The 21,001-nt window shown below is 64.4% G+C and carries 26 protein-coding genes; 11 read left to right on the top strand and 15 right to left on the bottom strand.

Features of this window, described 5'->3' with window-relative positions:
- The first annotated feature begins 136 nt into the window (after positions 1–136).
- Entirely contained in the window at positions 137–1,069 is a 933-nt protein-coding gene (locus H6718_18250) for a prenyltransferase (GenBank protein MCB9587348.1), read from the top strand.
- On the opposite strand, the gene H6718_18245 is transcribed toward H6718_18250, so the two are convergent.
- Genes H6718_18245 through H6718_18225 form a run of 5 tightly spaced genes read right to left on the bottom strand, consistent with a single transcriptional unit; the run spans position 1,070 to position 4,247 of the window.
- Positions 1,070–1,573 carry a hypothetical protein gene (locus H6718_18245; protein ID MCB9587347.1) on the bottom strand — a complete coding sequence of 168 codons (504 nt, stop codon included), beginning with the start codon at positions 1,571–1,573 and terminating at the stop codon, positions 1,070–1,072.
- A gap of 12 nt (positions 1,574–1,585) precedes the next feature.
- Positions 1,586–2,194 carry a hypothetical protein gene (locus tag H6718_18240; GenBank protein ID MCB9587346.1) on the bottom strand — a complete coding sequence of 203 codons (609 nt, stop codon included), beginning with the start codon at positions 2,192–2,194 and terminating at the stop codon, positions 1,586–1,588.
- A gap of 3 nt (positions 2,195–2,197) precedes the next feature.
- Positions 2,198–2,842, bottom strand: a complete 645-nt coding sequence (locus H6718_18235) for a hypothetical protein (protein ID MCB9587345.1) — start codon at positions 2,840–2,842, stop codon at positions 2,198–2,200.
- Between the two features lie 51 nt (positions 2,843–2,893).
- A complete protein-coding gene (locus H6718_18230) occupies positions 2,894–3,613 on the bottom strand; it encodes a ferrochelatase (protein ID MCB9587344.1) in 720 nt (239 codons plus the stop codon).
- A 1-nt stretch (position 3,614) separates the two neighbouring features.
- Positions 3,615–4,247, bottom strand: coding sequence for a hypothetical protein (locus tag H6718_18225; GenBank protein MCB9587343.1), 633 nt, complete (start codon positions 4,245–4,247; stop codon positions 3,615–3,617).
- 216 nt (positions 4,248–4,463) lie between these two features.
- On the opposite strand from H6718_18225, the gene H6718_18220 reads away from it, so the two are divergent.
- Entirely contained in the window at positions 4,464–5,834 is a 1,371-nt protein-coding gene (locus H6718_18220; protein MCB9587342.1) for an NAD(P)H-binding protein, read from the top strand.
- Here H6718_18220 and H6718_18215 read toward each other — a convergent pair.
- From H6718_18215 to H6718_18205, 3 genes are all read right to left on the bottom strand, one after another.
- Positions 5,818–6,723, bottom strand: a complete 906-nt coding sequence (locus H6718_18215) for a fructosamine kinase family protein (protein MCB9587341.1) — start codon at positions 6,721–6,723, stop codon at positions 5,818–5,820. The genes H6718_18220 and H6718_18215 overlap by 17 nt on opposite strands.
- Positions 6,720–7,205 carry a low molecular weight phosphotyrosine protein phosphatase gene (locus H6718_18210; protein ID MCB9587340.1) on the bottom strand — a complete coding sequence of 162 codons (486 nt, stop codon included), beginning with the start codon at positions 7,203–7,205 and terminating at the stop codon, positions 6,720–6,722. The genes H6718_18215 and H6718_18210 overlap by 4 nt, the downstream gene beginning before the upstream one ends.
- A gap of 110 nt (positions 7,206–7,315) precedes the next feature.
- Positions 7,316–8,710 (bottom strand): glycosyltransferase family 2 protein, encoded by a 1,395-nt coding sequence (locus H6718_18205; protein ID MCB9587339.1) that lies wholly within the window; start codon positions 8,708–8,710, stop codon positions 7,316–7,318.
- A 255-nt stretch (positions 8,711–8,965) separates the two neighbouring features.
- Between H6718_18205 and H6718_18200 the strand changes: the two genes are divergently transcribed.
- From H6718_18200 to H6718_18185, 4 genes are all read left to right on the top strand, one after another.
- A complete protein-coding gene (locus H6718_18200; GenBank protein ID MCB9587338.1) occupies positions 8,966–10,324 on the top strand; it encodes a sigma-54-dependent Fis family transcriptional regulator in 1,359 nt (452 codons plus the stop codon).
- Positions 10,325–10,333: 9 nt separating this feature from the next.
- Positions 10,334–11,863: a HAMP domain-containing histidine kinase gene (locus H6718_18195; protein ID MCB9587337.1), complete on the top strand. Its 1,530-nt coding sequence runs from the start codon at positions 10,334–10,336 to the stop codon at positions 11,861–11,863.
- On the top strand, positions 11,860–12,477 hold the full coding sequence (locus H6718_18190) for a hypothetical protein (GenBank protein MCB9587336.1): 618 nt from the start codon (positions 11,860–11,862) through the stop codon (positions 12,475–12,477). The genes H6718_18195 and H6718_18190 overlap by 4 nt, the downstream gene beginning before the upstream one ends.
- An 84-nt stretch (positions 12,478–12,561) precedes the next feature.
- Complete coding sequence (locus H6718_18185; GenBank protein ID MCB9587335.1) at positions 12,562–13,008, top strand: hypothetical protein; 447 nt, start codon at positions 12,562–12,564, stop codon at positions 13,006–13,008.
- Here H6718_18185 and H6718_18180 read toward each other — a convergent pair.
- Positions 12,969–13,319 (bottom strand): hypothetical protein, encoded by a 351-nt coding sequence (locus H6718_18180; GenBank protein ID MCB9587334.1) that lies wholly within the window; start codon positions 13,317–13,319, stop codon positions 12,969–12,971. The two genes, H6718_18185 and H6718_18180, sit on opposite strands and share 40 nt — an antisense overlap.
- Entirely contained in the window at positions 13,306–14,262 is a 957-nt protein-coding gene (locus tag H6718_18175) for a prenyltransferase (GenBank protein MCB9587333.1), read from the bottom strand. Before H6718_18175 ends, H6718_18180 begins: the two co-directional genes overlap by 14 nt.
- 75 nt (positions 14,263–14,337) lie before the next feature.
- Here H6718_18175 and H6718_18170 point away from each other — a divergent pair, with 75 nt between their 5' ends.
- Positions 14,338–14,736, top strand: coding sequence for a hypothetical protein (locus H6718_18170; protein ID MCB9587332.1), 399 nt, complete (start codon positions 14,338–14,340; stop codon positions 14,734–14,736).
- Here H6718_18170 and H6718_18165 read toward each other — a convergent pair.
- A complete protein-coding gene (locus H6718_18165) occupies positions 14,698–15,288 on the bottom strand; it encodes a carboxymuconolactone decarboxylase family protein (GenBank protein ID MCB9587331.1) in 591 nt (196 codons plus the stop codon). The two genes, H6718_18170 and H6718_18165, sit on opposite strands and share 39 nt — an antisense overlap.
- Before the next feature lie 133 nt (positions 15,289–15,421).
- Between H6718_18165 and H6718_18160 the strand changes: the two genes are divergently transcribed.
- Both H6718_18160 and H6718_18155 read left to right on the top strand, forming a co-directional pair.
- On the top strand, positions 15,422–15,745 hold the full coding sequence (locus H6718_18160) for a helix-turn-helix transcriptional regulator (protein MCB9587330.1): 324 nt from the start codon (positions 15,422–15,424) through the stop codon (positions 15,743–15,745).
- The gene (locus H6718_18155; protein ID MCB9587329.1) at positions 15,745–16,635 is read left to right on the top strand and encodes a hypothetical protein; all 891 of its coding nucleotides are present in this window, start codon (positions 15,745–15,747) and stop codon (positions 16,633–16,635) included. Before H6718_18160 ends, H6718_18155 begins: the two co-directional genes overlap by 1 nt.
- Here H6718_18155 and H6718_18150 read toward each other — a convergent pair whose 3' ends face one another.
- Together H6718_18150 and H6718_18145 are read right to left on the bottom strand one after the other, a co-directional pair.
- The gene (locus H6718_18150; protein ID MCB9587328.1) at positions 16,636–17,913 is read right to left on the bottom strand and encodes an alpha/beta fold hydrolase; all 1,278 of its coding nucleotides are present in this window, start codon (positions 17,911–17,913) and stop codon (positions 16,636–16,638) included. It abuts the gene before it with no gap.
- A gap of 127 nt (positions 17,914–18,040) precedes the next feature.
- A complete protein-coding gene (locus H6718_18145; GenBank protein MCB9587327.1) occupies positions 18,041–18,940 on the bottom strand; it encodes an SDR family oxidoreductase in 900 nt (299 codons plus the stop codon).
- Between the two features lie 165 nt (positions 18,941–19,105).
- On the opposite strand from H6718_18145, the gene H6718_18140 reads away from it, so the two are divergent.
- Positions 19,106–19,459: a DUF2071 domain-containing protein gene (locus H6718_18140; protein ID MCB9587326.1), complete on the top strand. Its 354-nt coding sequence runs from the start codon at positions 19,106–19,108 to the stop codon at positions 19,457–19,459.
- 29 nt (positions 19,460–19,488) lie between these two features.
- Complete coding sequence (locus tag H6718_18135; GenBank protein MCB9587325.1) at positions 19,489–19,860, top strand: hypothetical protein; 372 nt, start codon at positions 19,489–19,491, stop codon at positions 19,858–19,860.
- Here the strand turns inward: H6718_18135 and greB are convergent.
- Both greB and fliW read right to left on the bottom strand, forming a co-directional pair.
- Positions 19,851–20,405 (bottom strand): transcription elongation factor GreB, encoded by a 555-nt coding sequence (gene greB / locus H6718_18130; protein ID MCB9587324.1) that lies wholly within the window; start codon positions 20,403–20,405, stop codon positions 19,851–19,853. The two genes, H6718_18135 and greB, sit on opposite strands and share 10 nt — an antisense overlap.
- A 54-nt stretch (positions 20,406–20,459) precedes the next feature.
- Complete coding sequence (fliW, locus tag H6718_18125; protein MCB9587323.1) at positions 20,460–20,957, bottom strand: flagellar assembly protein FliW; 498 nt, start codon at positions 20,955–20,957, stop codon at positions 20,460–20,462.
- Positions 20,958–21,001 lie beyond the last annotated feature (44 nt).

Raw genomic sequence — 21,001 nt, 5'->3', positions numbered from 1 at the left:
CCGCCGCCAAGTAGCTTGCGGGGAGACCCAAAGCAGACGCTGGGAACGCTGTTTGTCCAGCTCCTTTGGCGAGCTGTGGCAGAGTGCCGGTGACGCACGCCAAATGCACTGAGGGTCTTAGCGCTGAGATTTCCAGATGTCCGTCGACTTCGGAGAGCCCCGAACTCCTAGCATTTTCGCCTGGCTCCAGGCGGCGCGACCCTTGGCCGCGGCCAACATCGCCTTGCCAATTCTGTTTGGTAGCGCCCTCGCTTACGGCGATCAGCGCCGCTTCAGCGCTGGCGCGTTGGGCCTCGCCTTGGGGTTCGGCTTGCTCGATCAGTTGTTCATCGTCTTCGCCAACGACTACGCGGACGCCGAAGCGGATCAGGTGAACACGACGTACAACTTGTTCTCCGGCGGCTCTCGGGTCATTCCCCAGGGCAAATTGTCTAGGCAGAGCCTGGGCCGGGCGGCGCTCCTGATGGCAGCGCTGCTGCTGATCTACGCCAGCGCCGTGGGCCTCTTGGCCGATGTTTCCGTGTGGTTTCCCTTGACGCTCGCAGCCTTGTTCTTGCTTTGGGCCTACAGCTTCCCGCCCATCCGCTTGTCTTTTCGGGGGGGAGGAGAGCTGCTTCAGGCGCTGGGGCTAGGCGTGGTACTGCCTCTGATCGGCTTCAGCGCCCAAACCGGCGGTCTACACGACCTGAGCTGGACGAGCCTCATGCCAGCGTTCCTGATCGGCTACGCCGGGAACATCACGACGGCGCTCCCGGATCACCCCGCGGATGCTGCCACAGGGAAATTCACCTACGCCGTGCGCGCGTCGCCGCGAGTAGCGCGGCGCAATAGCCTGATCCTGATCGGCTGCGCCGCCCTCGGCACGCCGATCATTGTCCCTGATGCCGGCTACACTCGCTCGGCGGCGTTGATCGCGCTGGTCTTCGCTCTGCTCCTCGCCAACCTGCGGAACCTGGACCTCGCGGAAGCAAGCAACCGCCCAGCGTGCCGCCTGTTCGTGCTGCTCAACGGCGGCGCCATCAGCCTGCTGTTCGGCGGCTGGGCCTTGCTACTGTGGCTCGGAGGGTGACTACGTCCTCTGGGCATACCGACTCGCTCTAGCGAGCCCGGATTTGGTAACACCCTGCGCGTTCAGGTAATCCGAGAAGCGTTGTGTCAGCGCTTTCCCTTCAACACGACGGACCACCATTCCCCCGGCAAGGACGGCTTCATAGAGTTGCTCGCAGACCTTCACGTAGTCGCTAGGGTCCGCGATCAAATCACGGTGCAACGTGTTGACAGCCTCTACGTCGGTCTCTCCCTTGGTGCTACTGACGCTAATATTGAAGCGAACTGGCATTGCCGCGGGGATTCTCAGGAGAAAGACAGGACTACTAATCGAGGTCTCCCTGTTCAGAAGCAGCGCGCTCGCGACAAAAGCCTCCGAGATGTCGGAGCAAACTTCGTATACCGAAACCGGCTCGGGTTGCTGCAGCGCTCCCGTAAAGCTCTTCTTCGCCAGCTCGGTCGGCGTGAGGTCAAGCTTCACCCAGTTTTGGAAGCATTCTATTTTCCGGACGAGCCAGCTTCCCATTCGTAGCCTCTGCTATGCGCGCATGTGTGCCCGAACCGCGTCGGCCGCGCGCTCAGGCAGGTAGTCAGCAATACCCGCGAGTTGCTCGTGCACGTCCTCGTCCTGACTCTGGAGCGCCAGCTTCACTAGCGCCTCGCTCTCCGTGTCGTTCAGGATCGAATCGTCCGCCGCGAGGCCAATGACGTAGATCAATACCCCGGGGAACCGCTGAATCGCGCGCTGGAGGTCCGGAAAAATCGGGCTCCGGTACTTCATGAGCAGTGAGAGCATGAAGCGCATCCGATCTTCGTTTCCGTTGATCACGAACTCGTGCCAGGCGCTCGAGATGAGTTCGTAGGGGGAGACTTTCACATCCTCGAACCTCGTGAACGATGTCGCTGAGCGTCGTGTGGAAAACGCACGACGGAACAGCTGGCGCACCATCTGACCGTGGAACACCGTCCTAAGTCGTTGGTTGTCGACCGGAACATCGAGGCGGGCGATCCCAAGCGAGCCCATATCCTCGCCAACCGCTGACTGGTCAGCGGGTAGGTCCCAGGCCGCAGCGGCTTCGCTGGCCGTCATTGGACGGCCGTCTCCACGCGCTTGATCGAAAGTCAGCGGGCTGCTGGTGGTCAACATGGGCTACTCCAAAAACTTGGGGACATGAAACTCGGCTTCGCTCGCGTCGGCGCTGGCTCGTCCCATGAGAGCGGAGAGGTCGAACTTGCCTGACCCTGCGGCAACAGTATAGTGAACATTCACTCGCACTACGGCCTCGTCACGATCCGCGTCGGCCAACCTCGCGGTAACAGCCCGCATCAGGCTCGTCCCGTCAGGTTCCTCGAAGGCCCGGGCTGGCGATCTGAATGATAGGGTGTCGACTTGGAACCCTTCAGCGAATGCCAGAGTAGACGAAAGCTCCCGTAGGGCGCTTGAAGCCTTTCCAACGGGTCCGCGAAAGTCGAAGTTGAAGCCAAAGGCGGTCACGGGAGTCTCGTAGAGTCGCCGAAACGTCTCCTGCGCCACGTGCAACGCGAGTTCAAACTTCTCAGAAGAGCTGGCCGCGATGAGCCAGCGATTCATCTGGCACTCGACGGTGATATTCTGCGTGGCAAACTTTGCGAAATTTGGAGCAGTGAGAATGGAGTTTCCGCTTAGCGACGCCTCGGCTTCAGCCGCGAACTCCGGAACCTCGCCGATGTACCACATCGGATGATGGATGGCAGGGTTCATGTTCCCCACCACAACCACCGAGAACTCTCTTGCCGTGCTTTCGGAAAGCTCCATCCAGACCAATCTACTCCAACGGATCCGACTCGTGAAGGATTCCCCGATTCGCTAGAAACCGAGCCTCATCGCTCGCTCACGCCGCAAGCGCTGAAAAGGCTTGTCCCAAACTGGCGTCGCGTCGACCCGCCAACTCTCCACGGGCAAGAGGCCGTCCCGCGCGAGGCTCTCGTGCAGCGCGGCCTCGGCCTCCGGATCCCGGGAAAACTCGAAGGGATTGCGCGGTTCCGAGGTGCGCAATGTCGGGTACTTCGCGTCGTCCTCGGCAATCAGCTCGAGCAGCTCATGGCCGCGCTGATGCAGGAAGGTCAGAAACTCCAAGTCGAATGGCCCGACGCTCGCACGCTGGTCGGGCTGCTTGCGCACCCACTTGGCCCAGTCGAAGCCATAGATGAAGTCGTGGCCGTAGCGGAAGCAGATCTCCGTAGCGCTGCCGAACAGGTCCTGGAGCGCGACGATCAGCCCACACACTTCGCTCAGGTGGCGAGCCGGCTCGCTACTCGCCGTTGCCTCCCGCAGCAGGCTCGCGGCGGTGTAGTCGAAGTCCCAAAAGATATTCTCTGGAAAGTTCCTGACCTCGGCGTCGGCGATGCTCGCCAAGCCTCGAGCGAACGCCATTTCACATCCGCGCGGAACCTCTAGCTGCAACCTCACCCCCAAATCCAGGAGCGAAGTAGCGAGGTCCCGTTTCGGACACAGCGAGCGGCGCGCCACTCCCATCGCCGACAACTGCTCATCGGCGGAGCGCAGGATGCTTTGGAAGTCTGCCAACTCAGCTCCCACGACTGAGGCGAAAGACTTTGTGCCCGTCGCGCAGCTTGGGCGCCTCGATGGTCAACATCGCAGTAGAGATTTCGCGCACTCGGCCGCCGCCCTTCACGTCGCGGATCTTCAAACGCTCGCCGTCGACGCCAAGGACATCACACAGGCCGAAAGCGAAATGCTGGACGCGATCTCCGGGCTCCGGAAAGCCGACGTCTTCCTCGTCGTCTTCTGCCTCTGCGATTGCTGCCTGAGCTTGCGCGGCCCAACCCGCGTCTGAAGCCACCGCAGCACTCGCCTTCGCCTCGCTCGCAAGCTCCGCGTCCGCCTGCCCCAAGTCGTAGACCAGGGCGTACACCTCTTGAGCTTTTGCTCGCAGCAAGATGCCGGCGACCAGCTCGCTCGATGTCTCCTTGGCCCGCACCAAGCAAACGGTGAGCGGTCCCTCGGCGGGGCCCGACAGGGAGACCAGAGTCGCGCGCCCCGCGATGCTGCGGACCGGAGCACCGTCACCCACGACTCGGACTTCTGCGCCGGCGACCTCTCCGCTCGCCTGGACGAAGCCCCCGCGAGCGCCGTCCGCCAACGCCTTCGCGACGTCGGAACCAGGTTTGAGGGTGAGCAGCCGGGGCGTGCTGGACATGATGCGGAGTGACCGCAGGAAACCCGCGGGTCGCGCGAGGTTTGGGGCAGCGTGACGCGGGAGTCAAGCTGGGCCTCCGAAACGCCACGCGGGGCTCTGCTCAGTGCCTAGAGCTGCGGCTTCGCTGCGACCAAGCGCCGCAGCAGCGTATTGACGTTCGCGACGCGGCTACTCATTGAACGCTGCATGACCGGGGACAGTAGGGGCCGTTTGCGGGTGGCTATCGCGGGAGCGAGCGGCTTCGTCGGGCGACACTTGATCGACCGCTTGAAGCGCGATGAGCACGTCATCGCTCTCTCTCGAGGCGCTCGAGCCGAAGACGACGTGGAGTGGCGGGAGGCGGACTTGTTCTCCGCCACGAGCACGCTTCAAGCTCTCCAGGGCTGCGACGTCGCGATCTATCTCGTGCACTCGATGATGCCCTCATCGAGGCTGTTTCAGGGTTCGTTCCGAGACACCGACCTCTTGCTCGCGGACAACTTCGCCAAGGCCGCCGTGAAGAACGGCGTGCGCCACCTGATTTATCTCGGCGGCTTGGTGCCCGAGGGAGCGCTCAGCAGTCACCTCTCGAGCCGGCGCGAGGTCGAGGACGTCTTCAACGCGACGGGGATCCCGCTGACGGTGCTGCGAGCCGGGATGATCGTTGGGCCGGGTGGCTCCTCGTTCGAGATCCTGCACTCGCTGGTGCTACGGCTCCCCTTGATGGTGCTGCCCGCGTGGACTCAGAGCACCACTCAAGCGGTGTTCATCGACGACGTGGTCGAGGTGCTGGCCCGCGCCCTGCGGGAACCGGAGTTTCGCGACCGCACCCTGGACCTGGTGAACGGTGAGCATCTAACCTACGAGGCGCTCCTGCGCCAGACGGCTGAAGTCCTTTCCGTGCGGCGACGCATGCTGAAGGTACCGATCGACTCCACTGGGTTCAGCAAGCTGTGGGTGAGCTTGTTCAGCAACTCGGCGTATGAGTTGGTGTCGCCGCTGATCGACAGCCTGCGCTGCGACCTTCCCTCCCCCACACCCGATCCATTGATCGTGCGCTCGATCCAGTACGCCAGCTACGCCGAGATGGCGCGCGAGAGCCTCGAGCGCTCGCCGCGTCCGGTCGCGTCGCGCCCCAAGCGCCGGCTCAAGGAGTCGCACAGCGTACGCTCCATTCAGCGTCTCCCGGTGGTGAGCGGGCATGACGCACGCTGGATCACCGAACAGTACGCGCGCTGGCTGCCGGGCGCGCTGCGCGCCGGGCTCCGGGTGGATCACGACGAGGCCAGGGAGCGCCTCGAGTTTCGCTTCGGTTGGGTCCCCTGGCCGCTCCTGGTGTTGCAGCGCCAAGCGGGCCCAGATGCGGAGAGCCGAGACAAGCTGCACATCGTTGGCGGCCTCTTGTCACACACCAATGACACCGGGTGGCTGGAGTTTCGCCAGGTGCAAGACCGGCGCTTCACCCTGGCCGCGATTCACGAGTTCGTGCCGGCGCTCCCTTGGTACGTCTATCGCCTCACTCAAGCGCCCATCCACAGCTGGGTGATGGGGCGCTTCGCTCGCTTCCTCGAGGCAAGCAATCGCGCGGAGGTCACAGCAGCCGCTTGAGCTGTTGCTCGACGCTGCTCACGTAGCTCCCGCCGAAGAGGTTCACGTGAACCATCAGCGGGTAGAGTTGATAGAGCGGCAAGCGCTCCCGGCTGCCAGCGCTCAGTGGATGTGCTTCCTCGTAGGCGGCAAACACGCCTTCCCCAAAGCCGCCGAACAGGCGCATCATCGCCAGATCCATCTCTCGATGCCCAGCGTAGGCAGCTGGGTCGATGAGCACGGGCTCGCCGCTTGGAGAGGTGTGGAGGTTTCCGCCCCAGAGGTCGCCATGCAGCCGCGACGCTGGCTCGGCGTCGCCCACCAGGTCGGCGACCTTCGGCAGCAGCTTGGAGAAGCCATGCCGCAGCTTGGAAGAAGCGAGGCCGCTGTTCTGGGCCAACTTGAGCTGCGGTTCCAGGCGTTGCTCGACGTAGAAAGTGGCCCAGTCCGTAGCGGCCGCCTCGCCCGGATTATTTCCCTGTGGCAACCGCCCGATGTAGTTGTCGTGGTCGAGACCGAAGCGGACTTCCGCAGGTAGCGAGCGGTGCAGCGCAGCGAGACCGCGACCCAGGACTTCGTCGAAGTCCGCGCGGCGCCGCCCCGACTCCAAGAGCTCGAGCACCAAGAACTGCTCGGGGTCGCTCGGAGTGGACACCGCGAGAACTTCAGGGATCTGCAGGGTTTGCGCTTCACGCAGCCACTCCAGCCCGAGCGCCTCTGCGTGAAACATGCCCTTGGGTGCGCTGTTGTTGGTCTTGAGGAAGACCAGGCGGCCATCGTCCAGCGTGCAGCGCAGCGCGATGTTGATGTCACCGCCGCTCAAGTAGCCGGACTGGGTCACGCGTGCCCCCAGCGCTTCTGCAATTGCCTGCCCGAGCGCCGCGGACAGCTCACCGCCGCCGAAGCTCAACGCAGGCGCTCCTGGCGCAAATGCGCGAGGAGTCCCCGGCACGCAGCATCGCACAGATCGAGTACCTCTTCGAACCCGGCGTCTCCGCCGTAGTACGGATCCGGTACACTGGAGGCCTTGGGAGACGCGGGGTCGAAGTCTCTGCAATAGTGCAACCGTTGCCGCGCGGTATCACCCTTCGCTTGACGCTCTAGTTCGCGATAGTTGGCTGCGTCCATCGCCAGCACGTAATCGAAGCGTTCGAAGTCCTTCGGAACGAACTGACGCGCGCGCCCGCTGAGCACGATGCCGCGGCGGGACGCATGCGCAGCGGAGCGCTGATCGGGGGACTCTCCCGCGTGGTACGCCGCGGTACCTGCGCTGTCGATGTGGATTTCGTCGTTCAGGCCTGCCTCGGCAACCAGGTGGCGGAACACGCCCTCCGCCGTGGGCGATCGGCAGATGTTGCCGAGGCACACGAAACACACGCTGACCTTGCTCATGCTCGAATCTCCCTGGCAGGATGTTTTCAACACCCAGCTAGAGATCGAGCATACACCAGAGCCCTGGCAAGGCGACTAGCCAGCGGCGAGGCGACGACTCGAGCGACTAGTCAGCGCCCGACCGCCGCGCCAGACAGCCCAGCGCCGCGTTCAGGAAGAGCCCGAGTGAGCCAGGCCGAGTGGTGGGGCGTCGCGAGCGCGTACAGCGAAATCCAACCTAGTCCGAGGAGGGAATAGACGGCGTACCCAAAAGCCCACAACGCCCCGCGGATATCGCGTCGCATCCAGGCGTAGACCAGCGCCGGGAGCACGGCCGAGAGCAGGGCCCCCAGCACCCCAAGGGGCAGCATCAACTGGGGCGCGGTGGCGAGGAGCCACAGCGCGGGGCCGCTGAACACCAACGTGAGCACCAGCCGGCTGAGCTGTTGCAGGTAGTTGAGGGTGAGACCATCGGGCCCCCGGCGGATCCCGCGGCGCGCGACGAAACGAGTCATCAGCAGCGTCTCGCGAACGTTGCTCCGCGCCCAACGCAGCAGCATCTTGCACAATGAAACGAAGCTGCTCGGCACCTCGGTGTGGACACGAGCGTTGCGCTGAAACACCACGCGCCAACCGTCGCGGAGAATCAGATTCGTCATCGCGCGGTCTTCACCAATGTTGGCGCGCCGACCGAGGAAGCGCTGGTCCATCCACTCGGGCACCGCGCGTTCGAGTAGATCCATGCGGTAAGCGCTCAGGGCTCCCGGCGTGCACAGCACGCACCCCACCTCACTCTGACTCGCCCGCAGAAAGTCGAAACCGTACGTGAACGAGACGTCCAGCATACGCGGGAGGGCACCCGTCTGGCGCGAGAGCACCCTCACGTTGCCCGCAACGGCGCCGACGCGCGCGTCCTCGACGAACGGAGTGACCAGGTTCCTCAACGTGTCGACTTCGATCTCGGAGTCGCTGTCGATGGTCACCAGGACCTGCCCACGCGCGCGCACGATGCCCTCGTACAACGCGTGCCGCTTGCCTCGGTTCCTCGCGCAGTTGATCCCCTCGATGCGTCCCGGATGACGGTCCATCGCCGCGCGGATATGCAGCCACGTATCGTCGGCGCTGCCGTCGTTCACGGCGATCACGCGCAGCTTGTGTAGCGGGTAGGAAGAGGCGAGGACCGAGTCCAGTGTGCGCGCCACCTGGGCGCCTTCGTTGTACGCGGGTACGACGACGGTGATGAACGGCAGGCTCGCGTCATCGGTCGATGGTGTCGCGCGGTAGCGAAGCGCAAGACGGAAGCGCCAGACGAGCAGGGCGAAGGCCAGCGCGGCGGCGACCTGTGACGCCGCGACATGCCACCCGGGCGCGCCCCAGGTCGGGCGCCAGGCAACAGAAGCGGCTAGGGCGAGCACCAAGGTGCCTACGAACCAACCGAGCGCCTGGTCTGAGTTCTTGGCTGCGGGCTCGGGAGCCCTGTCGGGAGTCGAAACGATGCGAGGGGTGTGAGTCGAGGGGGACGTCATGGCGTCGCGACTTCGCAAGCAACGTGCCACGGAAACACCTGAGGATTTCTCGATAGAAACGCGCCATCGAGGGTCCGGGTTCCGGGCCGTTTCCGGCAAGAATTCCCCGTCGGCAAAAAAGCCCAAGACGCGAGCGGGGAAATTTTCCTCGGCGGGTCGGGCGCTCAAGAGCACAGCGGAGTGCTAGCTTAGGGGCCCCTCAAGCGGCGGGCGCGGCCCTCCAAAGCGCCTCACCGTTATCCGCAAGGAATCAAAATGAGCGAAGCCCGGCTGCGAGTCTTGGTAGTCGACGACGAACCCGCGATGCGCGAGGTGCTCTCCGCGCGCATCGGCGCTTGGGGTCACTCCGTAGAAGTGGCCGCAAGCGGAGCAGAAGCTCTGGCGTTGGTGACGGGTTTCGACCCCCACGTCGTGATCTCCGATCTGGTGCTGCCTGACACCACTGGCATCGAGTTGCTTCCAGAGCTGTGTCCCACTCACAGCCAGCGCCAGGCGCTGATCATCACAGCGTACGGAACCATCGACCGTGCGGTGGACGCGATGAAGAACGGCGCAATCGATTTCTTGACGAAGCCTCTGGACTACGTGGCTCTCAAGAGCCGCCTTGAAGAGGCTCGACAGAGCCAGTTGGGGCAGCGCCTCACCCCACCGGGAGAAGCCGTACCGAGTCCCTTCACGCGCTTGGTGGGCAGCTCGACCGCGCAGACGGCGCTGCTCGGGATGATGCAGAGTGTTGCCGCGACCAACGCCACCGTGCTGATCGTGGGGGAGAGCGGGACGGGCAAGGAACTGGTGGCCCGCGCGCTGCACGAAGAGAGCGGCCGCAACGGTGAGTTCGTCGCGGTGAATGCCGCGGCCATCCCTTCCGGACTCACCGAGGGGGAGCTCATGGGTCACGCCAAGGGTGCGTTCACCGGCGCCTCGGAGGATCGGCCCGGTCTGTTCGAGCAAGCGCACAAGGGATCGCTGTTCTTGGACGAGATCACGGAGATGCCAGTTGCGCTCCAGGCGAAGCTGCTGCGGGTGATTGAGCACGGCAGTGTACGCCGGCTGGGCGGGCGCCATGAAATTGACTGCGACGTGCGCATCGTCGCTGCCACGAATCGCGACCCTCAGTCGGCGGTGGACGCGGGCCTGCTCCGCGCGGATCTGTACTATCGCCTGAACGTCGTGCGCTTGGACGTGCCGCCACTCCGAGAGCGCCAGAGTGATATCCCACTCCTAGTCCAGCACTTCATTCGGGAGTGCAATCGGCGCCATGCAGCCCAGGTCACTGGCATTAGCGAGCGGGCTCTGCTCGCGCTGGTGGAGTACGACTTCCCCGGCAATGTCCGTGAACTGAAGAACCTGATCGAACGCGGGGTGTTGTTGACCCGGAACGGGTTGCTAGATCTTCCCGCGCTAGGTCCCTTGAGTCGCACCCAGCAGTCGCTTCCTCGCGGCATTGTGTTACCTGGCCGAGTCACGAGCGCCGAAGCCGAGCGGATCCTCATCTTGGAGACGTTGAAGCAAACCGGAAACAACAAAGCGGAAGCCGCGCGGCGCCTCGGCGTCGACGTCAAGACCATCCGCAACAAGCTCAAGACCTTCGAGCCTCCGGATCCGATCGCGTAGAGGGGCGCCATGAGAGTCGCAACACGCATGTCTGTGGGCTCGATCTTGGCCCTGCTCCCGTTGATCGCGCTCTTGACCTACCTACTCGGCCGCGTTCAGCACCTGGCTGAGGAGAGTCGCGAAACAAGCGGCAGTTTTCAGATCGCGGCCCGTGCGCTCACGCTGATTCAGCGGCTCGACCCCCTGGAGGAGTACGCACAAAAGCACGCGGTGACCCAGGATGAACGCTACGCGCAGCGTTACTCACGCACCCACGAGGCGATCGCCCTGGACGTCCAAGCCCTGCATGGGCTGGCACTGGGCGACGGGGAAAGCGCAGCGCTTGTGCGCTTCGAGCAGCGTTGGAAACGCCTGCCCAAGGCCCCGCCGACGGAAACGAGCCCGGAACGCCAAGCCCGCTTCGCTGCGGACGTCTCGGATCTGAAGGTCGCGGGGCACGCGATCCTGGACGCCACCCAGTCTGGAGTGAGCGCGCGAGCGGAGCGCGCGCTGGCGACGTCGAGGAGCACCACGCGCCTGGCTTGGGGCGTGACGGCGCTGGCACTCTCCCTGACGGCAATCGGATTCTGGGTGACGCTCAGAGGTATTCAGAAGCCGATCAAGCGACTGAGTTCCGCGACACGAGAAGTGAGCCTGGGACGCTTCGATAGAAAAGTAGATCCCGGAGGAAGCGACGAACTCGTCGAACTCTCGCACGCTTTCAACCGCATGGTTTCGGATCTGTGGGAGCTAACTCGAAAGCGGGGGAAGCTCCTGGCTCAAGTCTCTCACGACCTGAAGACACCGTTGGTTTCGATCCAGGAGACCAACGGCCTCTTGCTCGACCGAATCCCCGGAGAGCTCACCCCCGAGCAGGAGCGTTTGCTCAACTTGAACGCCCAGGCAGCGGACCGTCTTTCCGGACTACTCACGGACCTGCTGGACCTCGCCCGACTCGAGGCTGGCGTGCGCTATCAACTGAACACCGACGACCTCGACGCGTTGCTGCGGCGTGCCCTGGGAGAATTCGAGGCGCGCGCCAAGGAGCGCAAGGTCACGCTGACCCTCCAGAGCCCAGGCGCCTTGCTCCTGCAGTGTGACGGTCAACGCTTGCTTCAGCTGGTGAGTAACCTGCTCGACAACGCGCTCAAGTTCACACCTCAGGCGGGCCGGGTACAGCTCACGCTGCGTCTGGCGAATGAACACGATGTCCCGGAGGCCCCCCAGAGCTGGCTGGAGAAGGACCGTGCGCCCCGCTACGCCTTGGTCAGCGTGCGAGATTCCGGCCCGGGGATCCCGAAGGCGGAGCTCGAACAGATCTTCGACGATTTCTTTCAGGGTCAGGCGCGAAGCGAGGTCACCCCAAGGAGGGGCGTCGGCCTCGGACTGGCGATTTGCCGGGAAATCGTCGCCGCTCACCAGGGCGCCATCTGGGCCCGCAACGCCGAACCCGGTGCCGAGCTGTTCGTGTTGCTGCCTTGCCTCGCGCAGCAGCCCGAGCGCTCCTCTCCCAAACCCCTGCTCACCCGCGCCACATTACCGTCAGGAAACGCAGCATGAAGCTTCAGTCCACGCTTCGGCCCGGGTTCGTCAGCGTGCTCGCGTTCGCCTTACTCAGCGCTTGCGCCGCCAGCCAGAAATCCGCCTGGGCGGGCGACAACTACTACCAGCGCGGGGACTACGCCTCGGCGGTCGTGGCGTACCAAGTGCAGCTGTCAGAGCCTATCGAGCGGGAGGATCGCAGCGGCGCGCTGCTGCGCCTCGGCTTGTCCTATCTGACCCTGGCGACGGCCGAGGCGGACGCCCGCGCGGAGTACGTCTTTCGCCAGCTGATCGCGGCCTTTCCAGACTCAGCGAATGCCCAGAGTGCACGCATCGCGCTGACGCGCCTGAAGCGCGCTCGCCAGAGTGAGGCCACACGAGCGAGCGACGAGGTACGCATCGCGCGCCTACAGCTGGTGCTCGGAGCGTACAAGCGCCAGCTCACCCGCACCCGGGAGCGACTGGCTGCCTACCGGGAAGCGAACAGTGAGGCGAGCAGTGAACGCACCGCCCTCGTGAAGGAAATCGAAGGCCTCAAGCTGAAGGTCAAAGCGCAAGAAGAGCGCATCGAAGGTCTCAGCAAGCAGCTCGACGCGATCAAGCGCATCGACCTGGATCGTCAACCCGACTAGCTCGCCAGAGCTGCGTCGCTTCCCAGACACAAACCCCATAGGCGACGGAAACATGGCTGTAGTAGGTTTGGGGTGAGGGTCGGCGTGGCAGTGTATTCGGGGCAAGTGGGCGCGTGCTTCTGGACGTGCGTGATGGGCGCGTTCTCTGATGACGAGGCGGGGCAGTTTGCTGAGGGCATTCGTCGCCTGGGCGCGCTCACCCGCTCCCAAGACATCGTAGTGCTCGACGTGTGCTACGACATCCCGCTGCCGAAGCCGATGCATCGCAAGCTGATCGCAGACGCCGTCGAGGCGATCCCTGACAAGAGCCATGTGGTCGGGCACGCGCTGGTTTCGAACTCCACGGTGGCCCAGGGCGTGCTCACCGCGATCAACTGGTTCGTCAAGCCAGTCTTTCCCGAGAAGGTATTTCGCGATCCGAGCTCGGGCGTGGCGTGGCTCAGCGCTCAGCTACCCAGTCTGAGCCCGCGGCGCATCCTCGACGCGATGGCTCAGGACGTCCCAGGCTTCGAGCGCCTACGCTGGAAGTAGCGGATGCGTAGCCGCAACACCTCGAGCTCCGGCGGCGGTGACGAGAGCTCGCTCCCTTGCCACACGGCATAGCCAACCGCGTCGCTCAGGTCCCAGAAGTGCAGCTTACCGGCCCAGCTCCAAGGATCCTCCTGGAACACGAGGCCCAGATCATCTGACTCCCACTGGCGGAAGTAGCGCTCGACCAAATCGAGAGCGTCGCGGTTCGCGCGCTGGAAGGTTATGAGGCCCGCCGCGATGGCGTCGAGCATCAAGTCCAGCTGCGGATCCCCCGCACGAAGCTCATCGAGCGCCCGCTTAGTGATCCCCAAGGAACCTCCAGAGCAGCGCCGCAAGGGTCAGCCCCAAGGCGCCACGCCAGATCGCGTGGTGAAGGTGTTGCTTGTACAGGCCCTGCTCCGTGAAGGCGTTCGTCACCGCGCTCGCACTGCCGCGTCGAAGCAACAGCCAATACCCCACGGCAATGAGCGCTCCCAGCCCGCCGACGAACCAGAGCCCCACGAGCGCCCCATCGGCACAGACCCAAGCGACGGCGCCCAACAGGACCAGCAGCTCCGTCGCCTGCCGCGTCACCTCGTTGCCCGCCACGCTCGCTAGGGTGCGCTTGCCCCCGGCGCGGTCGCTCTCTTCGTCAGACAGGCCGCTGGCGAGGGCGCTGCCAAGGCTCAACAGAGCAAAACCCAAGAGCGGCCAGACCCACGGGGACCACCAGCGCCCAGCTTGTAGATAGAAGTTGAAGTACGGCAGCGCGACCCCGACGCCGAGCATCTCCAGCGCTTCACCTCCGCCCCGGTAGTTAAGCCGCAAAGGGGGAAGGCTGTAGGCGACGAACACCAGCAAGCAGCCGAGCGCCGTCCAGCTGAGTCCCGGGCGCGGCGCGCCGAGACGCGCAAGCCACCACTCCCCTGCGATGGCAGAGAGCAAGCCGAGGGCGCCACAACCGAGCCCCGCCCAGAGCAGCGCCCGCGAACTCAAGATCCCATCCGGGATGGTCTTTGGACTACAACCGTGGGGAAACATCTCGCGCTTGATGCGATCGACGCCTTGATCGCCCCAGTCATTCAGGAAGACGATGAACGCCAGGTCGCAGAGCGTGAACAGCACGCCCAAGGCCAAAGCCACCCAGGACACCCGAGGCGCTACCACGACTCCCAGCCCTTGGCCGAGCACGCAGGGGACTAGCAGCTTCGGCCAGCTGCCAGGCTTCAGCGCATAGCGCCAGCGCTGCCACGTGCTCCAGCTCCCGAGGTCCACGGGCTTCTCCTACCCGGAGGACGGCCGCGGCGCACCCCACTTGTGCATGCAGCTCGCTTCGGCTACCCACAGAACATGCTGCGGCGCTGGCTGGTTGGGCTGTTCGCGTTGGTCTGCGTCGTGAGTTGTCATCGCACGGAGCAGCTGACGCCCCGCTCGCTGCTCGAGGCGGCCCGCGCAGACCGCCTCGCAACCTTCAGCCGCTATCGGGAGCGGGTGCTGCAACTCGACGGTGTGGTGGTCGATCGCAGCTGGGAAAAGAGCGGTGGACGGCGCGTTCCCCTCCTGGTGCTGCGCGACTCGACCGAGCCACGCGCGGGGCTCGTGCTCTGCTACTTCGACGAGGGAGATCTCGACCCCGTAGCACAGACGCCGCTGAACACCTTCGTGCGCGTCCGCGGCCAGTTCAAGGAATTCATCCAGGCGAAGGGTGAACTAGCCGCGTTGTTCCACAGCTGCGACTTTCGCGACTAGCCCAGTATCCGCAGGGAACCGCATCGCGGCCTCTTCCAGGGGAACCTTCAGCGCGTTGACCACGTAGCTCACCATGCGGTAGAGCCCGGCCAGCACGACGCACTCCACGAGCTGTTCAGCGTCGAAGTGCCGCGACGCTTCCAGCCACACGTCCTCGGAGACATCGCTCGTCTCGTGGAGCTCGTCGACCAGGGCGACCAAAGCTCGCTCCGCCTCGGAGAAAGCCTCTGCAGGGATGGGCACGCAGGTGAGCTGCGCCAGCTGATCGGAGCCGAGGTTGGCGGCGGCGCCGAAGAACATCGCGTGCACGCCCCACTCGTACTCCGCACCGGCGCGCGCCGTCGCCCGCAGGATCACGATCTCCCGCTGTCGCAGGGAAATACTGCCCGGGTCCAGCAGGCCTCCGCGACGCACGCGTCCGAGCACCCGAGGATTGTGGGCGAGCACCCGAAATAGCTTCAACGGGGGGATGCCGGGTGGCATCAGTCGCCGCAGATCTTCAGCGACAGAGTCCGAGAACGGTTCGGTGAGGGGTTCTATTCGCGGTTGCATGGTGCTCCTTCCGCTACTTTTTCAGTAGCGATCCCCAGATAGCGCTACACTATCCGTAGCGCAAGTCGCCAACCTTTCGACCACGGGGAGAAGGGGCTTGCGGGCGCTCGCTCTACCGGAGCAGCATCCGCTGATGGCGACCCCCAAGCCAGGTCAGCAAGCGCGCGGCTCGAGCAGCGGCCGCCCGGTGATGGTGCTGCTCGACGCCCTTGGCCGGCGCTGGGCGCTGCGCATCTTGTGGGAGCTCCGTGGCGCGCCGCTGAGCTTTCGAGCGCTGCGTAGCGCGTGCGACGACGCATCACCCAGCGTGCTGAATCAACGTCTCACGGAGCTGCGTGAGCTCGCGTTACTCACTTCCACAGATGAGGGATACGCACTCACCGCTGAAGGACAGCGCCTTGGCGTACTGCTGGTCGACCTGGATCGCTTCGCACAACACTGGTCGAAGAAGCTGTGATGTTGCCCAAGCCACTTCGTTCGCTTTTCTTGGGGGTGAGCTGCGCCGCAGCTGCCTGGGCTGGCGGGGCCTGCGACGGGCCGCGTAACCCGAACGGCGCCACGGAGCCTCCGCAAAGCGCGAAGAGCCAACCGGCAGCTCCGCGAGTTGCGGACCACGCCCACAGCGCCTCACCCCCGAATACCGCTGAGGAGCCGCGCGTTGCAGCTGCGCCGGCGCCCCTCGGAGAACACTGGCGGAGTCAGCTTCCGTCTGGCACCCAGCAGCTCGTGCTGGTTCTGAGCGATAGCTGGGAAGCGACGGGCGGCACGCTACGGCGCTACGCCATGGCCGATTCCGCGTGGCAATTTGTCGGCTCCGAGGTCCCGGTGGTTCTCGGAAGATCGGGCCTCGCCTGGGGCCGCGGATTGAATCAACCGGAACCCGAAGGCGCGCAAAAGCGTGAAGGCGACGGCAAGGCGCCAGCTGGTCTCTTTCTGCTCAACAGGAGCTACGGCCACGGGCCAGGCGCAGCGCTGCACACCGGACTCCAGCACACCGGCGTCACGCCGAGCTGGCGCTGCGTGGACGACGTCAAGTCCGCTCACTACGGAGAGCTCCTGGACGGCGCGCTGATCAAACAGGACTGGAACAGCGCCGAGAAGCTCCAGCGCAGCGATCCGCTGTACGAAATCATCGTGCTCGTGGAGCACAACGGGGCGCACCAGCGCGGCGGCGGCAGCTGCATCTTCCTCCACACCTGGCGCTTCCTCGAGGATAAGCCAAGCGTGCCGCGCCCCACGGTGGGCTGTACCGCGATGGCGCGGGACCAATTGCTCACCCTCGTGGAATGGCTGAAGCCAGGCGCCGTGTTGGCGCAGCTGCCCAAGGCTCAAGCGCGCCGAGAGTAGTCAGTCTGCTGCGCTCGGGGCATTTCCGCCCGGCAACGGCACGGTACTCAGAAAATGCTGCAGGTACTCGAGCAACTTCGAGTCCAGCTCGAGCTTGCCTGCTGGAGGCAGCGCCTGAGTCTGGCTGTGGTCCATGCCAGCGATGAAGTGGAGCTCTGCGTCTTGAGTGCTCAGGTCAGCCTTGAGCTGCTGGAACAATTGAGGACTCACGTTGCGGTCCAAGGTGCCTTGGGAGAGGAACAGCGGGACCTTCAGCCGCTTGAGTTCCTGCACGCCGGTCGCGCTACGCTCGCTGTACTCCTTGAGCGCCTTCTGGGTCACCCCTCCCCCAATGCAAACCTGCTCGGGCACGTATTGAGGGCCATTCAGATTGTCGAAGCAGTCCTGCAGCTTCGACCTCTGAAAGAAGACATTCAAGGGACCGAAGTAGTCCCACTGCTGCTTGCGGATGTCCGAGATGCGCTGAAGCTGATCGATCAGCGCCTGGGAGAAGCTCTCGAATAGACCCGAGAGGCTGATCACCGCGGCCACACCTGGCGCTTGGTTGGCGATGAACGGCGCTAGGCCGCCACCCTGGCTCGCACCGAGGACCACCAGCGCGCTCGGGTCGACTTCAGGTCGCGTCTTCAAGTACTTCAGGCCATCGATCGCGTCGGTCTCGAAGTCTTGAAAGCTGAAGCGCTGAGGGTCAAAGCTGCTCGCCCCGTAGCAACGCCCGCAGCTGCGCTTATCGTAGGCCAACACGACGAAGCCTTGGCGAGCGAACCAGTCTGCCAGCGCGTCGAACACCGCGAAGTTGTCCGGCAGCTTCCTCACCAAGTCACCGGGCACCGTGAGATGACGGTCGGCTGGACCACTACCGTGCACGAGCAGCACGGCGGGGCGCCCTCCTCCAATTCCCTGGGGCAACGTGAGCGTGCCCGCGAGCTCCGGCACGCCCTTCTCGGGAATTGACGAGGGATACTTGATCTCTTCCGTCTTCAGCTCCGAGACCGCGATCAGCTCGCACTTCTGCCCAACGCTGCGCTGGTTCAGTCCGCAGGCGCCTGCGGGTAGCGGCTTGCGCCCCGTGCTCGCGTCAAACGCCGGATAGCGGCCCTCCAGCGCTTGCAAATTCGTCGCGCGCAGACTGGTCAACGTGAGCACGACGATCGCGACGCCCGGCACTCCCACAAGCAAGATGGCGAGCCACAGCACCCGACGTCCCTTGCGGCGAGCGTCCTTTTGAGGAGGCGGCGGAGCGGCCACGGGAGAAGCCTCTGGCTCGGGGTTACTCATCGGGTGGCTTGTAGAGCGGTGCTGCAGGTCGCGCAAACGCCGCTTTGCCGCATCAGGCCCGGCCAGCCTCCCGGCACAAAAAAACGGCCCCCCGGAGCGGAGGGCCGTGAGTTTGCCGGCGCCTTGCTCAGCCCATCACGTGCTTCATCGCCTGACCGGCGGCGAGCATCGCGTTCTCAAAGGGCTGCGCCTCGGACAGGTCGTTGATCTTTTCCCAGGCGCTAGCGACGTCTTCCGGCGCGTGCTGCTTGAGGCTGACGCCACCCGCTTCGACGACTGCCACGCGGCTGATGTAGCCGCCGCCGACGGCGTAGGTCTCCCCGGTGCTGGAGCAGCCTTCCGAAGCCAAGTAGGCGACGAGGGGCGACACGTACTCTGGCAGCAACTTCTCGAGCACGTTCGGCGGCATGACGGTCTCGGTCATGCGGCTCTTCGCGATCGGCGCGATGGTGTTGACCTTGATGTCGTACTTCGCGCCTTCGAGCGCCAGCGTCTTGCCCAGGCCGACGATGCCAAGCTTGGCCGCGCTGTAGTTTGCCTGACCGAAGTTGCCATAGAGCCCCGCAGCGCTGGTGGTGTTGATCACGCGACCATACTTGTTGTCGCGCAGGAGACCCCAAGCGGCCTTCGTCACGTTCATGGTGCCGGTGAGGTGCACCTTGAGCACCTTGTCCCAGTCCTCCAGGGTCATCTTCACGAACGACACGTCGCGCAGGATGCCGGCGTTGTTGATGACGATGTCGACCTTGCCGAAGGCGTCCTTCGCGGTCGCAACGATCTTCTCGGCGCCTTCGAAGGTATCAACGCCGTCGTAGCTGGCGACCGCTTCACCGCCCGCCGCTTTGATCTCCTCGACCACCTTGTCCGCCATGTTGTGACCAGACCCGGTGCCGTCGAAGGAGCCGCCGAGGTCGTTGACCACGACCTTCGCACCGCGGCTCGCGAGGAGCATCGCGTGACTGCGGCCCAGGCCGCCTCCAGCGCCAGTAACGATTGCCACGCGGTTGTCGAAACGAATGTCAGCCATGTCTTCTCCTCGGTTTTTAACCCTGGGCGCGAGCGGGTCTCCGCCGCGCAAAATCTGGACGGCCGGACGGTAATTGCAGACAGCCCCCGGCTCAACTGGAGTGTGATTCGAGACTGCGTCAAAAAGCTTTGGAACGCCCCATCTGCCTGAGGCGTACTTCGGATCATGCGAGTACCTGAACTCGAAGGGCTGATCGCACGTCGGATCTTGCTGAACTACCGCGTCGATCCAGCGGTACTCGCGCGATTGCTCCCCTCACCGATGGAGCCGCAGTTGGTGGGCGGACAAGGCGTGGCGGGCATATGCCTGATTCGTCTGGAGCAGCTCCGGCCCTCCTTCGTGGGCTCGGTGCTCCCCAAAGGCCTGACGCTATCAAGCGAGAACGCGGCGCATCGTGTTGCGGTCAGGCTGCACGGTAAGCCAGCGGTGTACGTCTTTCGGCGTGACACGAGCTCCCGCATGAACCACTGGGCGGGCGCTTGTTCCCCGGCGAGCACCACCTCGGACAGTTCGACGTGAGTGATGCTGCGGACCGAGTCAGCTTGGAAATGACAGCAGCAGACGGCGTCCGCATCAAAGTCGACGGCGTCGCGAGCAGCGAGTGGCCGGCGGAGTCCGTGTTCCCCTCTCTGTCAGTCGCTTCAGAGTTCTTCCGTGCGGGGTGCAACGGGTACTCCGTGACGCAAGACTCAGGCAGGCTCGACGGGCTCTGCCTGGACATTCACGATTGGCGCACTGAAGCGCTCAGTGTCACGCAGGCGGCATCGACTCTCTACGACGACCCCAAGCTGTTTCCTCCGGGAAGTATCCAGCTCGATCACGCCCTCTTGATGCGCAACGCTGAGCACAGCTGGCGCGCGCTGGACGATGTCGAGGTGGCTCCCGCGGAGATCGAGTTCCGCGTAGCGGCTCACTCGTAGCGGATATCCAAGATCGTCAGCTCGAGCTCACCCGCTGGGCGCTGCACCACGACGGTGTCGCCGACCTTCTTCTTCAACAGGGCACGGCCGATGGGGGACTGAAAGCTGATGTAGCCGAGGCTCGGCTCCGACTCGTCTGGGCCAACCAAGGTGTACACGCGCTCCTCCCCTTCTTCGTCCTCGACCTTGACGCTGGCTCCAAAGCGCACAGTGTCGAGCAGCGCGCCGGAGGTCTCGACGACCTCGCAGTTGTCCAAGCGTTTCCGCAAGAAACGCACCCGGCGATCGATCTCACGGAGCTTCTTCTTGCCGTAGATGTACTCCGCGTTTTCGGAGCGATCCCCTTGAGCCGCGGCGTCGCTCACCTCTTGAACGATCTTGGGTCGATCGACGTGCATCAAGCGGTTCAGCTCATCGGCGATCTTCTTCGCGCCGGCGGGCGTCAGGTAGTACGTGGGCACCGCCTCCTCGTGGTGCAATCCCCAGCGGAAGTCCAGCACACAAAAGTGCCAGCGCCCTCTCACCGCGCAGGGGAGAGGGCGCATCGTCGCTCAGGCAGAATCACCGTGGCGACAGGCTCCACGGCGGAGTGACGAAACTCAGGGAGTAGCGGCCTCGGCCAGCTCCGGAGCAGCGTCTTGGGTGTCGTCGGAAGCCGACTCGACCTCCGCTGCGGGCATCACGAAGAGCTCACGGGTAGTGAAGCGCGAGCCGTCGAGGAACACCTGGCCTCCAGTGCGGGTCGCCGCGTTGATCACGATCGGCGCGAGCAGGTTGACGGTGGCGGGTAGACCCGAGCGGGCACACAACACCGCGAGCACCGCGAAGTCGCCTTCTTCACCCTCGAGCCCAATCCCCCGAGCCGCGTTGCCAACGGGCACATCGGGATACTCCGGCGCCAAGCCGTGGGCGCTCACCACGGGCAGCGACACGTGCGCCGAGGTGGTCGACTGCAGCCAGCCAATCGCGCTGGAGGTCTTGTGCTGAAGCAGGATGTACTGGGTGTCATCGGGGAAGCCGATGATTCCGGCGGGAAAATTGATCACATCTTCTTCGGAGCACTCGATGGTGCCGAAGCGCTGGCTCTCGATAATCATGAACGCGACTCCTTCGAAAGGCGGGTGACCCGCCGTGGATGAAG

The organism is Polyangiaceae bacterium (assembly GCA_020633205.1).
Taxonomy (GTDB): domain Bacteria; phylum Myxococcota_A; class Polyangia; order Polyangiales; family Polyangiaceae; genus JAHBVY01.
This window is presented reverse-complemented; position numbering and strand designations above follow the sequence as displayed.

Bases quoted from the DNA above. Each gene is read 5' to 3' on its own strand.
- H6718_18165 (MCB9587331.1), bottom strand. From the start codon at position 15,288: ATGCAACCGCGAATAGAACCCCTCACCGAACCGTTCTCGGACTCTGTC.
- H6718_18195 (MCB9587337.1), top strand. From the start codon at position 10,334: ATGAGAGTCGCAACACGCATGTCTGTGGGCTCGATCTTGGCCCTGCTC.
- H6718_18150 (MCB9587328.1), bottom strand. From the start codon at position 17,913: ATGAGTAACCCCGAGCCAGAGGCTTCTCCCGTGGCCGCTCCGCCGCCT.
- H6718_18145 (MCB9587327.1), bottom strand. From the start codon at position 18,940: ATGGCTGACATTCGTTTCGACAACCGCGTGGCAATCGTTACTGGCGCT.
- H6718_18205 (MCB9587339.1), bottom strand. From the start codon at position 8,710: ATGACGTCCCCCTCGACTCACACCCCTCGCATCGTTTCGACTCCCGAC.
- H6718_18200 (MCB9587338.1), top strand. From the start codon at position 8,966: ATGAGCGAAGCCCGGCTGCGAGTCTTGGTAGTCGACGACGAACCCGCG.
- H6718_18135 (MCB9587325.1), top strand. From the start codon at position 19,489: ATGACAGCAGCAGACGGCGTCCGCATCAAAGTCGACGGCGTCGCGAGC.
- H6718_18245 (MCB9587347.1), bottom strand. From the start codon at position 1,573: ATGGGAAGCTGGCTCGTCCGGAAAATAGAATGCTTCCAAAACTGGGTG.
- H6718_18210 (MCB9587340.1), bottom strand. From the start codon at position 7,205: ATGAGCAAGGTCAGCGTGTGTTTCGTGTGCCTCGGCAACATCTGCCGA.
- fliW (MCB9587323.1), bottom strand. From the start codon at position 20,957: ATGATTATCGAGAGCCAGCGCTTCGGCACCATCGAGTGCTCCGAAGAA.
- H6718_18225 (MCB9587343.1), bottom strand. From the start codon at position 4,247: ATGTCCAGCACGCCCCGGCTGCTCACCCTCAAACCTGGTTCCGACGTC.
- H6718_18190 (MCB9587336.1), top strand. From the start codon at position 11,860: ATGAAGCTTCAGTCCACGCTTCGGCCCGGGTTCGTCAGCGTGCTCGCG.
- H6718_18160 (MCB9587330.1), top strand. From the start codon at position 15,422: ATGGCGACCCCCAAGCCAGGTCAGCAAGCGCGCGGCTCGAGCAGCGGC.
- greB (MCB9587324.1), bottom strand. From the start codon at position 20,405: ATGCGCCCTCTCCCCTGCGCGGTGAGAGGGCGCTGGCACTTTTGTGTG.
- H6718_18170 (MCB9587332.1), top strand. From the start codon at position 14,338: ATGCTGCGGCGCTGGCTGGTTGGGCTGTTCGCGTTGGTCTGCGTCGTG.
- H6718_18140 (MCB9587326.1), top strand. From the start codon at position 19,106: ATGCGAGTACCTGAACTCGAAGGGCTGATCGCACGTCGGATCTTGCTG.
- H6718_18235 (MCB9587345.1), bottom strand. From the start codon at position 2,842: ATGGAGCTTTCCGAAAGCACGGCAAGAGAGTTCTCGGTGGTTGTGGTG.
- H6718_18250 (MCB9587348.1), top strand. From the start codon at position 137: ATGTCCGTCGACTTCGGAGAGCCCCGAACTCCTAGCATTTTCGCCTGG.
- H6718_18155 (MCB9587329.1), top strand. From the start codon at position 15,745: ATGTTGCCCAAGCCACTTCGTTCGCTTTTCTTGGGGGTGAGCTGCGCC.
- H6718_18240 (MCB9587346.1), bottom strand. From the start codon at position 2,194: ATGTTGACCACCAGCAGCCCGCTGACTTTCGATCAAGCGCGTGGAGAC.